This window comes from Streptacidiphilus pinicola, from assembly GCF_003258295.1.
GTDB classification, from domain to species: domain Bacteria; phylum Actinomycetota; class Actinomycetes; order Streptomycetales; family Streptomycetaceae; genus Streptacidiphilus; species Streptacidiphilus pinicola.
Map to the genome: position 1 here is coordinate 59,204 of NZ_QKYN01000077.1, position 10,099 is coordinate 69,302.

A 10,099-nucleotide genomic window follows, 5' to 3' on the forward strand; every position below is an offset into this window, starting at 1 on the left:
CTCAAACCCCAGCCAAGTCAAGCCAATTCGAGAGAATCGACGGCAACGTGCCACATGCACCGAGAGGTTCTGCAGAGCAGTTGCCGATCGTCACGGTTTGGCCGGCGGGCGTGGTGTCTCCGATCACGTCAGTTCCGATTCGTTCGAAGCAAGTGAGGGCACCTGTGTGGGGCGTCGATCATCTCGGTGGGCGACGTGACGATGCCGACGTGGACGATGCGGGCGAGTCGCTCCCGGAGAAGATGAGGCGACCGGGCTCGATAGCGGCTCCGCGTGGGGGTTTGGGTCCAGAGTCGTACTGCTGTTGAGCGGTGCGGGGGAGTTGGATGCCGGCGGCAGCGTAGGCGGCCTGGGTGAGGCCGGAGCAGTCGAAGGCTCGGCGGGTCTCCGCGCCCCACCCATCGGGATGCCAAGCTGGGAGCAGGCGTAGGCGACCGCATGAGCTGCTTCTGGAAGCTCTTCCTTCCGACAACGTGCCCTCTCGTGAATCCGGTACCGCAGCGTGCGGGTAGTCGTCAGACTGACTCGATGAGCCTGAAACCCTCCGGCAGCGCGACCTCCCCCAATGGCCCCAACCCCGAGCTGTATCCGGACCTGGCCGCCGCCGGCGGCCTGCACGCTGCGTTGGAGCAGGTCACCATCGAACTCGGCCTCAACCTGGTCGAGGTCTGGAGCGCCAGCGAGGAGCCCTGCGAGCCCGCCGCTTCCGGGGCGTCCAACGGTCGCAAACCGCTGTCGATCTACCTTGGCTCCCAGGAGCGCTGGTTCAGCGTGAGCGGGTGGAGCCGCGGCGTTGAACTCGTCCGTGGCGCCACGAAAGACCTCCACGAGGTGGCGAAGGCTGCGGCCGCCTGGCGGGCAAGTGCATCCCTGCACGATCTGCGCCAGCTGTGCCCGTTCCTCACCTTCGGCGAGCTCGCCGAAGCCCACGAACACGGTCCCGCCGACGCCGTTGCCGTGAAGTGGCGGCTCCTGCGTGAAGAACTGCGGGACGACATCCCGTTCCCAGCAGTCCGCGACCTGGTGGAAGCCGCTTATGCCGAACCGAAGCTCAAGCAGCTCTACCCGTTCACCAGCCACTGGGGTCTTCACTTCTCCACCTGCACAGGGTGGCCATTCACCTGGGTGGTCCCCTTCATTGACCCGCTCCGCGACGGGCGGTTCCGCGTGTCGGGCCCGAATCGCCGAACAGTGATCGACGAGGCCGACACGGCGGCAGAGGCCATCGACATCGTGGTCGCCCATCTGCCGGACAACCTCGGTCCGGCTTTCGCCGGCACGGCCAGTGACATGAAGCGAGAATTCGTTGCAGAAACCGATGGCCACTAGCCGAGGGAGGGATGTGAGCAACTCGCCCCTGCCGACGGAGCTCGATGATCGATGGATCTTGAACCTCCGTAGCCTCTCCATCACACAGATCACCGTGGACTTCCGTCTCACGCTGGCGCTCAGCTCGGACTGGCTGGTCACGCTCGAAACACCGGCTGAGCTGATGCAAGGGCCAGGACGGACAGAGAGCAACCCCGGCTTCCGCCTGACGCCAGAAACGCAGGACGTCGCTCCAGCCCTGACCCTGTTCGGATCGAAGATCCTCTCCGCGGTCGCGTTCAAGACCGGCACCCTTCGACTGGTGTTCGACAACGGCATGCATCTGAAATGCCGCAGCCACCCCGAGTTCGTGGCATGGCAGATCACCGGCCCTGAAGGGCAACGCATCGTGTCGATGCCAGACGGTGAGCTGGCACTCCGGTTCGACGCGGAGGGGACAGAAAGGCACTGGCCGTAGCCTCCGGGGCACTGTCGGCCTGCCCACTACCATCCCTCCTCGGCAAAGAGCGTCCTGAAGACCGGCCGTCAGGAGACCGTTCATGACCCGCAGCACACCCCCGCGCCCCGTCGATGTCGAGGCTCTGTTTCCCGAGCTGGCGCCTCTGGCTCGCTCGACCAGGCTGCACCCGCGGCACGGCACTCCGAACGGCAAGGCAAAGGTCGAGCGGCGGGCCGCCTCTGCGGCCTGAGGGGGGGCCTGGCCGGTGTCGAGCACGAGACACGAGTCGTATCGCGGCATCATCCCGGAGAGTCGCCGCTGATCCCCGTGGCTGCGGCCTGCCGATAGAGCGTCAGCACCATGGAGGGTATGTCCGCGACCACGGTGCCGCTCGGTGCGCCCGTGCCGGAGATGAACAGCACTCCGGTGGCCAGTGCCATCAGGGCGACGAGGACGGCTGTGACGGTGGCCGCGACGGCCAGGATGAGGCCCGTGCCGCAACCGGGGCTGCCCCGGCTGCGGCACGGACAGACGTTGCGCTGGTCGTCATGGGCGCCGCAAAGCGCCTAGGAAGTCATGCCCGAAAGGATGAGGCGCGACGGGGCCCGCGAGCGCCGCGACCGCTTCGCGGCGCTCGGCAGCGTCAGGGTGCTCAGCGGGGAGCTCGGCGAGGCGCTGGCGGTGGGTGGGACGTCCGAGGCGGAGCCAGACGGGGCCGAGGGGTTCGTGCGCGGCAGCTGCCGGCGGCATGTGGTCGCGCGCGGTGGTCGCGACGTCGACGGCGTGGAGGGCGGGGTGTCTGGCGAGGCGTTGGTGGAGGTGGGTTTCCCGGCAGCTACTGGGGAGGGTGAGCACCACGAGGGGGCGTCCGCCGAGGGCTGGGGCGGCGTCGGCGTAGGCGTCGAGTTTGGCAGCGAGCCTGGCGTGGGGTTCGGTTCCGGTGTCGTACTCCAGGAAGAACGCGACGGTGGGGCCGTCGGGTCGGCGGAGGCGGCCGTGCGCGTCGGGGCGCACCAGGTCTCCCCAGACGCGGGCACAGCGCTGCTCGGACCACCATGCGTCAACTCGCTCCGGGTGGGGGCTTGTGCGCGAGGCGGCTGCGAGGCTGGTGAAGAAAGTAGTGGCGCCGAGGTCATGAGCGAGCGTGGGCGAGTAGGCAGTGCGAGTGATCAGGTCGGGGCTCCAGCCGAGGGCAGCCGGGGTCGTGGCGTGGCGGGCGGCGAGGATGCTGGCCCCGTTGCGGGCAAGGAGGTAGTGCTCGGGGGCGGAGCCGGAAACGGCGCGGGGGCGAAAGGAGTCGAGCAGTCCCAGGCGGTAAAGGGTAAGCAGGCGGCGGTTGGTGTTGCGGAGGCTGTTGTCCCACAGGGCGTTGATGTGAGCGGAGGTGAGGACGGTGTGCTCGGCGAGCATCTCCAGCAGCCAGATGTCGCGTTCGGTGAGCCTGGTCAGCAGTTCGGCGAGAGGCTGACGTCGTCGGCCCGCGCGAGGGCTCCCGGTGTGCGGCGTGACGACTCGGGGACCTCCGCGGAGCAGGGGCGCGGGGGCGGGGTTGCGGCGCGTGGTCATGCTCGATCTCCTTCGAGGAGGCGGCGCCGGATGCGCTGGGGCCGGATTTCCGGCGGGAGGCAGCCCGGGCCTGCACCTCGCAGCCTGGTACCAGTGCGGGGAGAGGGTGGGTGGAGACGCGCGACGTGCAGCAACACGTCGAGGCGTCGGCGGAAGGCGGACAGGACGGCGCGGATCCTGCCCCGGGGCGGGCGCCGGGGACGCAGGATGCGGAACCTGGGCATGCGGAACCTCCAGGATGCGAGGGTCAGGGAAGACTGATCGGCCCAGCGGTGGTGGCCGCCGGTCGATGCCACCGCCCCTGGGTCAACGGGAGACGCGGCCTTGCGGTGAGTCCGGGGAGTCCGTCGGACCTTCACCTCCCTCGAAGGAGTCGTGGAGGGCCTACTGGGTGCGAAGTGTCAACGTCCGCGGCGCGGACCCCCGGGAACACCGCAGCCGACGACGGGTGCCGGTTGCCGTGTCTCTCACCCTCAAGAAACGCAATTTCCGGGCCGATCCAAACGCTCGAACTTCAATTCGACGTCGTCGCTGGACAGTCAGCCCGACGCGATCGCCCCGGCCAGCTTGCGCTCGGCGCGGGTGGGCAGCATGAACAAGCTCTCCGGCGAACCGCCCAACCGCCTAGCGGATTCGGCCATCGGCAGGCCGTCCAATCGAGTGACGCTTCCCCCACCCGTCCGGGGCGAACGGCTGGCGCCTGCGCAGCTTCGACGAAGCCAAGGAGGCCCTGGCAGCCAATGTGGCCGCCTGGGCAGGCGAGACATGCTGCGAGCAGCAGGTCGGCGCCTCCCAAGCACCTCCGCCGAACCTCCGCTCCACCTCCTATGCGGCTGATCCGGTCGCCGGAACCGCACCGGAGATCTGCGCCTGACCAGCCAGAACGGCACACCGCCGTCCACCCCGCCCCATCGCCCGGACCGGTGCCTGGCCCGCCCAGAGGCGCCCCTTCCGGCATACCCCGAAAAGAATTACTGACGTCGAATTTCTGACCACGCGTTTGGATCGGCCCGGAAAATGCGTTTTTTAGGGTGTCAACGTTCTTCGCGGCGCCCGTCGGGCCGAAAGGTCCATGCACAACCACCGCACTTCCGCGATCCCTGCTCCTGACAACCTGACGACTTCTCCGCGCGGCCGGCACCGCCGCAACACCCCGCGCCTCGCTGACCTGCGCGACCTTCCACCCACCCTCAGCCTGACCGCCGCAGCCCGCTTGCTCGGCGTCGGGCGCACCACCGCCTACGCCCTCGTCCACCGCAGCCAGTTCCCCTGCCCCACCTTCAAGGTCGGCCACCAGCACCGCATCTCCACCGCCGTCCTACTCCAGTTCCTCGGCGTGAGCGTCTCCGAAGCCGAAACGTCCGCGCCCGGCCATGTCGACGTCTCATGCCTCGCCGACTCATCACACCAACCGTGAGCTGCGGCGATGTCGTTGACAGCAGGGCGGGCGCAGAGCGTGGATCGACCATCGACCCGCTGATTGCGTCAGCAGCCTCGTCTGGTGACGCAACCGGCTCCACCCATGGTGTCCCGCCGGGCCCGCAGGCCCGGCGGGACACCATGACCACGCGAATGAGGTCGCAATGGCCGGAAGCATCTACAAGCGCTGCGGCTGCAAAGTCCCCATGCTCGACGACGGCGGCAACCCCGTCCACGACGCGGCCGGACGCGTCCGCCGCCGGGAACTGGGCACCAGCTGCCCCAAATTGCGCCGCCCCGGTGGACGCTGGAACCACCGCCACGGCACCTGGTGGTGGCTGCTCCAGATCCCCACCAGCCCCGACCAACCCCGCCAGCACCTGCGTCAGGGAGGCCATCAGACAAGCGACGACGCCGAAGACGCCATGCGCCACGTCGAGGACCTCCTCGCGCTCGCTGACCAGGCCGAGGATCCCGACCACTGCCGCGCCGACATCACCACACTGATCCGCACGGCGCTCCGGAAGAAGGAGCCCCTGCCGGATCCGGAACACCTGCGCAAGAAGATCAGCATCGGCCGCCCCGTCGAGACCGACACCACCGTCGGCGAATGGCTCACCAGTTGGCTGGAGACCAAACGGGACATCGCCCCCAACACCCGCCGCTTCTACGAAGCCAACATCCGGCTCTACCTGCTCCCTCACCTCGGCCACCGCCGCCTCGACAGGCTGCGCGCGGCCCACGTCCACGCCATGTTCACAGCCATCGAGGAGAACAACCAGCTCATCGAGGAAGAGAACGCCGCCCGCCACGCCGTCGAGCGCGCCCGAAAGCGCGCCTGGGAGAAGCGGAACCTGAAAGGCTGTCAGGCCGCCCGGCGCAAGCTGCGCGCCATGCCGCCGTTCCGGCGCACTGCCGGACCCGCCACCGTTCACGGCATCCGTGCCACCCTGCGGGCCGCGCTCACCGATGCCGCCAATGAGCAGCTCGTGATCGTCAATGTAGCCAAGTTGGTGAAGCTCCCCGGCTCGAAGCGTCCCAAGCCCAAGATCTGGACGCCCGAGCGCGTCGCCCGCTGGCGTGCGACCGGAGAAAGGCCTTCCAGCGTCATGGTCTGGACCGGCGAGCTCACCGCCCAGTTCCTCGCCTCCAGCGCAATTCATCCGCTCCGCGTCCTGTACTGGCTGATCGTGCACACCGGCCTGCGGCGCGGCGAGGCGTGCGGAGTTCGCTGGGTCGACCTCGACCTCGGGTCCGCCACCCTCTCCGTCAGCCAGCAGATCGTCCAACTCGGCTGGGCCACGCATACCGGACCGCCAAAGTCCGACGCCGGCCAACGTGTGATCGCTCTTGACCCCGCCACCGTCGCACTGCTCGCCGAGCACCGCCGCCAACAGCGCAAGGAACGCCTCGCCCACAGCCCCGGCTGGATCGACACCGGACTGGTCTTCACCGACACCGACGGCAGCCCGCTCCACCCGGCTCACGTCACCGATCAGTTCCAGAGCCTGGTCGAACGCCACGGTCTGCCGCCTGTCCGGCTCCACGACCTGCGGCACGGCGCCGCCACACACGCCCTCGCCGCCGGTGTCGACGCCCGCGTCGTCAAGGAAACGCTCGGCCACTCCTCGAGCACCTTCACCCGCGACACCTACCAGTCGGTTGTCGACGAGCTCAAGCACAGGGCCGCAGCCGCTCTGGCCGAGGTGTTCGTCCAAGCCGGCAACACGCTCCGCAAGAATGACATCGGCGACTGACGCCCTTGTCCTGGTCGCACGGTGAGGACTGCCGCTCGCTGAGGCGCTGGTACGGTTCCATTCTCCCCCGAGTACCGCCAGCGCCTTCGCCGGAGAACCACCGTGATTCGCACCCCCAGTGAGCTAGTAATCGACGAGGAAGGCAACGTCGCGCTCCCCCTCGGCCTGCTGGCTGAGGCCGGACTCAACCCCGGCGACCGCGTCCTCGCTTACAGCGATGGTGACGGACGGCTCGTCCTCCGCCGCTACGCCGATGCAGTAGAAGATCTGGTCGAGCACGGGCATCTCTGAACCGCCTCTCGGCAATGTCCTACCCACCTGTCAAAGTGCATGGTGGAGAGAGTCCGGTACGACGAGGTGACGATCCGTCAAGCACTCCAGGATGCGGTCGCCCGAGTATGGGCCGACCGATTCGACCTCGTCAGCGGGGGAGCAAGTGAACGCTCGGTCGTGGCCCGCATCGCGTTGGAACTCGAGGCAATCGCGCAGGTCTGGTCGAGGCGCTGGCGAGCTGACGTCGAATACAACCTTCGCCACAACCAGGACGGGATCCTCAAGAAGGAGCTCTACTTGCTCCGCCGGGGCAAATTTCGCACCCGCCCCGTATACCCGGATCTCATCCTCCACGATCCTCGCAACCAGCGCGGAGCCAACCTTCTGGCGCTTGAGGCAAAGCGTGGTTGGACCCCCGTGGAGGAGCGCGACTACGACTTCGCCAAGCTTCGCGCCTACCGACGCCATCTCGGATACCACCAAGCCGTCTACCTTCACTTCGACGGCGTCGGGGGTGATCCTCAGCTCGAGTGGATCGAAGATCTCGCAGCCGACACCCTGTTCTGATTCACACGTCACCCCGGTTGACGAGGCAGGGCCCCTCCAGCTGCTTGCGGCCCCGAGGAAGTGCCCGGACAGTCGGGTCAGAAGATGGTGAGGGCATCGTCGCCAGACTCGTCGAAGGCGAGTTGGTACACGAGATCCTCCATCGCGACTGGCTTGAGGGACCCAGCACACGAGACCAGGAGTTCGCGCACACCGCTGTGAGGCTCGTCATGACGGGCGGCGTTCCAGCGTCCGGCGACACCGGCCGGTATCGCGGCCACGTTCCTACCGCACCTGGTGCAGGTCGTCCGAGGCATCTTCACGCTGCCATCGTTGCAGCCCGCTCTGACAATCAGCAGGCACCAGGTCTGACCCACCGCACCGGCCCGGCACCACTGCCGAGCTTGCCGGCCTGCTTCGACTCCTGCACGCCCTCCCCGTAACGCAGGACATCGACCTCGGCCGTGTCGACCCATTCGTGCGGCTCCGTGACCGCATCCAGGAGGCGGAGCTGGAGGCCGAGCCCCGCGCGTGGCTCCTATACCGACTCGAACGACTCCAACAGGCCTGGCAGCACCTGCCGCCCGGCCTTCCCGAGTGCGTCATCCACGGCGACGCCTGGGGCGGCAACGTCGCGGTCCTCGAGGACGGCAATGCCCTGCTGCTCGACTTCGAGCACACCTCCGTCGGCCCGCCGGAATGGGACCTCACCAGCACCGCGATCGAGCGCGGCACCTTCGCCCAGCTCAGCCCAGTCGACTACCAGGCATTCTGCGACGCCTACGGGGGAACCGACGTCCTCGGCTGGCCGACCCTGCGGGACATCCGCGAACTAAGGCTCGTGTGCTTCGCCCTGCAGACCGCCATCCAGCACCCACAGGCTCGCGATCAAGCGCACCTGCGCCTGGAATGCCTGCAAGGACACAGAGGACCGCGCCCGTGGAGCTGGACCCGCGTACCCTGAACGCCGCACCGCGAGCGCACAGGACGCAGCGCGGCCTTCGTCGTAGATCAGTCCAGGTCCAAGCCGAGCGACTCGACGAAGTCGACCGCTTCGAGCAGCACCGGTTTCATCCGGTCAGGCAGCTCGATGTGGTCAGTGCCCGGAAACGGCACAACGCGTGGGTTGTCAGGGTCAGCCCTGAGGCCCTTGATGACGATGTCACCTGTTTCGGTGTCGACCCAGACCGCTGCGGGGCCGCCCACCGGGTCGGCGCCGATGAAGTGAAGAGGCATGAGGCCCACGGTTCCGCCACCCCTGCGGGCCGTCAAGAGCGCGCATCGACTGCGACGCCGCGGTTCGACCCTCAGCGGTCTTGGGGCGACGCGGAGGCCGCCTGGGGAGGCCAAACGGCAGTCACGCGCAAATAAGCGTCAGTCATCGCTCGTATGCTCCCTGCATGGATGGGGTGGGCATAGAGGATCCGGCCGTAGGGACGAGCGGTAGAGCCTGGTCGTTCCTTGTCGTGGGTGATGACAGGGACTTCCAGGGGAACTCCGGTTACGACGACGTAGTGGAGGAGTCCTACAGCTACGACTCCACCGTTGGGAACCACCGTCGCGTCGCACGGGGCGATCTGGTCGTTGTTCGCGACAGTCGTGAAGCTCTCGGAGTGGGATACATCGAGGAGTTGGAGGTCTTCCCCAACCAGTCCAAGCTCCGCAGCCGTTGTCCGAACTGTGGCAGCACGAGCTTCAAGGAGCGGACAACCGAACTGGTTCGGTACTGGTGCAGCCCTTGCAAGAGCGCCTTCGACCTGCCAAAGGTTGAGAACATCGAAGTGACCGGCTACCGAGCTCACTACGGCGGAAGCTGGCAGGCTCTGGAAGGTTGCCTGGACAAGGGGCGGCTCGCCGAGCTGAGTCTCAGCAACTCCGACCAGCAGTCGATCAAGGCCATGGACTACCGCGAGCTCATGGCGGCTCTGATCATCCGCGGCGTCCGGCTGCCGGGCGAGGGCTGGGAGGGGCTTCCCGGGCGACGTAATTCCAGAGTGCTGCCGGGCGGCCGACGGCGAACCACGGCCGCAGCACGGAGAGGCCAGGACGCGTTTAGACGCGCGCTCTTGGGTCAGTACGGAGCGGTCTGTGCCGTGACAGGTCCTGCCCCGGCAGAGGTGCTTGAAGCAGCGCACCTTCGCCCCTTCGCCACCACTGAACAGCATCGGGTGGAGGAAGGACTCATCCTTCGAGCAGACATACACCGTCTGCTGGACAACGGCCTGTTGACCGTCAGTCCCGAACTCGTCGTCAGCGTGGCCCCTTGCCTCCGCGGCTACCCCGATTACAGCGCGCTTCACGGCACGAGGTTGCTCATCCCTGAGGACGCGGTGCTGGACCGGATGGTCCTACACGAACACTTCGTGGCAACTACAGCCTCCTGGTAGCAGGCCTCCGCCTCATTCCACGAGCGCACAGGCGGTTGACGCAGACCCCACGCCGGCGCTGCCAATCGCCACCGATGAAGGAGCCGCCCTCCCCAAGCTCAGCGAAGCGGCGAGAGGCCCCGGCCGCGGAACGGAGAAGGCGCCAGGCGAGATCACTCGTAGCAGCGGGGACGAGGCACGCGATGAGGCGTTGATCATTTGCGCCCACTCCGCGCCCGCGCTCCCACCACGCTCCCACCGCGGGCACAAAAAAGACCTGCGGCTTCATGATCAATCATGAAGCCGCAGGTCAGATACCACCTTGGTGGTGCGCCGCCAGGGACTCGAACCCCGGACCCGCTGATTAAGAGTCAGCTGCTCTAACCAACTGAGCTAGCGGCGCC

General features: G+C 67.5%; 12 protein-coding genes, 1 tRNA gene and 1 pseudogene. 7 read left to right on the forward strand and 7 right to left on the reverse strand.

The window, feature by feature from the left end:
- Positions 1–178: 178 nt before the first annotated feature.
- On the reverse strand, positions 179–472 hold the full coding sequence (locus DN069_RS42430) for a C40 family peptidase (RefSeq protein WP_111502859.1): 294 nt from the start codon (positions 470–472) through the stop codon (positions 179–181).
- Between the two features lie 56 nt (positions 473–528).
- On the opposite strand from DN069_RS42430, the gene DN069_RS41725 reads away from it, so the two are divergent.
- Positions 529–1,329, forward strand: a complete 801-nt coding sequence (locus DN069_RS41725) for a DUF6193 family natural product biosynthesis protein (protein ID WP_243639494.1) — start codon at positions 529–531, stop codon at positions 1,327–1,329.
- A gap of 13 nt (positions 1,330–1,342) precedes the next feature.
- On the forward strand, positions 1,343–1,786 hold the full coding sequence (locus tag DN069_RS20470; protein WP_111502861.1) for a DUF6188 family protein: 444 nt from the start codon (positions 1,343–1,345) through the stop codon (positions 1,784–1,786).
- Positions 1,787–2,067: 281 nt separating this feature from the next.
- Here the strand turns inward: DN069_RS20470 and DN069_RS40145 are convergent, their stop codons facing one another.
- Both DN069_RS40145 and DN069_RS20480 read right to left on the reverse strand, forming a co-directional pair.
- Positions 2,068–2,208, reverse strand: coding sequence for a hypothetical protein (locus DN069_RS40145; RefSeq protein ID WP_165845565.1), 141 nt, complete (start codon positions 2,206–2,208; stop codon positions 2,068–2,070).
- A gap of 106 nt (positions 2,209–2,314) precedes the next feature.
- Positions 2,315–3,334 carry a replication-relaxation family protein gene (locus tag DN069_RS20480; protein WP_111502863.1) on the reverse strand — a complete coding sequence of 340 codons (1,020 nt, stop codon included), beginning with the start codon at positions 3,332–3,334 and terminating at the stop codon, positions 2,315–2,317.
- A 1,072-nt stretch (positions 3,335–4,406) separates the two neighbouring features.
- On the opposite strand from DN069_RS20480, the gene DN069_RS20485 reads away from it, so the two are divergent.
- Entirely contained in the window at positions 4,407–4,751 is a 345-nt protein-coding gene (locus DN069_RS20485; RefSeq protein ID WP_111502865.1) for a helix-turn-helix domain-containing protein, read from the forward strand.
- 166 nt (positions 4,752–4,917) lie between these two features.
- Positions 4,918–6,510 carry a tyrosine-type recombinase/integrase gene (locus DN069_RS20490; RefSeq protein ID WP_111502867.1) on the forward strand — a complete coding sequence of 531 codons (1,593 nt, stop codon included), beginning with the start codon at positions 4,918–4,920 and terminating at the stop codon, positions 6,508–6,510.
- A 123-nt stretch (positions 6,511–6,633) separates the two neighbouring features.
- Here DN069_RS20490 and DN069_RS40950 read toward each other — a convergent pair whose 3' ends face one another.
- Positions 6,634–6,795 carry a hypothetical protein gene (locus DN069_RS40950; RefSeq protein WP_207892211.1) on the reverse strand — a complete coding sequence of 54 codons (162 nt, stop codon included), beginning with the start codon at positions 6,793–6,795 and terminating at the stop codon, positions 6,634–6,636.
- A 45-nt stretch (positions 6,796–6,840) separates the two neighbouring features.
- On the opposite strand from DN069_RS40950, the gene DN069_RS20500 reads away from it, so the two are divergent.
- Entirely contained in the window at positions 6,841–7,350 is a 510-nt protein-coding gene (locus DN069_RS20500; protein WP_111502871.1) for a hypothetical protein, read from the forward strand.
- A gap of 77 nt (positions 7,351–7,427) precedes the next feature.
- Here DN069_RS20500 and DN069_RS39455 read toward each other — a convergent pair whose 3' ends face one another.
- Positions 7,428–7,610: a hypothetical protein gene (locus DN069_RS39455; RefSeq protein ID WP_133259988.1), complete on the reverse strand. Its 183-nt coding sequence runs from the start codon at positions 7,608–7,610 to the stop codon at positions 7,428–7,430.
- A 98-nt stretch (positions 7,611–7,708) separates the two neighbouring features.
- Between DN069_RS39455 and DN069_RS20505 the strand changes: the two are divergent.
- Positions 7,709–8,293, forward strand: a pseudogene (locus DN069_RS20505) (phosphotransferase family protein); the annotation flags it as partial.
- 47 nt (positions 8,294–8,340) lie between these two features.
- Here DN069_RS20505 and DN069_RS20510 read toward each other — a convergent pair.
- Positions 8,341–8,565 (reverse strand): hypothetical protein, encoded by a 225-nt coding sequence (locus tag DN069_RS20510; protein ID WP_111502885.1) that lies wholly within the window; start codon positions 8,563–8,565, stop codon positions 8,341–8,343.
- 164 nt (positions 8,566–8,729) lie between these two features.
- Between DN069_RS20510 and DN069_RS20515 the strand changes: the two genes are divergently transcribed.
- Positions 8,730–9,716, forward strand: a complete 987-nt coding sequence (locus DN069_RS20515) for an HNH endonuclease (protein ID WP_111502875.1) — start codon at positions 8,730–8,732, stop codon at positions 9,714–9,716.
- A 305-nt stretch (positions 9,717–10,021) separates the two neighbouring features.
- On the opposite strand, the gene DN069_RS20520 is transcribed toward DN069_RS20515, so the two are convergent.
- A tRNA-Lys gene (locus DN069_RS20520) sits at positions 10,022–10,098 on the reverse strand.
- Position 10,099 lies beyond the last annotated feature (1 nt).

What these genes read in the sequence shown, in the direction of transcription:
- DN069_RS20480 (WP_111502863.1), bottom strand. Translation starts at nt 3,334, where the DNA reads ATGACCACGCGCCGCAACCCCGCCCCCGCGCCCCTGCTCCGCGGAGGT.
- DN069_RS20500 (WP_111502871.1), top strand. Translation starts at nt 6,841, where the DNA reads ATGGTGGAGAGAGTCCGGTACGACGAGGTGACGATCCGTCAAGCACTC.
- DN069_RS20490 (WP_111502867.1), top strand. Translation starts at nt 4,918, where the DNA reads ATGGCCGGAAGCATCTACAAGCGCTGCGGCTGCAAAGTCCCCATGCTC.
- DN069_RS40950 (WP_207892211.1), bottom strand. Translation starts at nt 6,795, where the DNA reads ATGCCCGTGCTCGACCAGATCTTCTACTGCATCGGCGTAGCGGCGGAG.
- DN069_RS20485 (WP_111502865.1), top strand. Translation starts at nt 4,407, where the DNA reads ATGCACAACCACCGCACTTCCGCGATCCCTGCTCCTGACAACCTGACG.
- DN069_RS20515 (WP_111502875.1), top strand. Translation starts at nt 8,730, where the DNA reads ATGGATGGGGTGGGCATAGAGGATCCGGCCGTAGGGACGAGCGGTAGA.
- DN069_RS20510 (WP_111502885.1), bottom strand. Translation starts at nt 8,565, where the DNA reads ATGCCTCTTCACTTCATCGGCGCCGACCCGGTGGGCGGCCCCGCAGCG.
- DN069_RS41725 (WP_243639494.1), top strand. Translation starts at nt 529, where the DNA reads ATGAGCCTGAAACCCTCCGGCAGCGCGACCTCCCCCAATGGCCCCAAC.
- DN069_RS40145 (WP_165845565.1), bottom strand. Translation starts at nt 2,208, where the DNA reads ATGGCACTGGCCACCGGAGTGCTGTTCATCTCCGGCACGGGCGCACCG.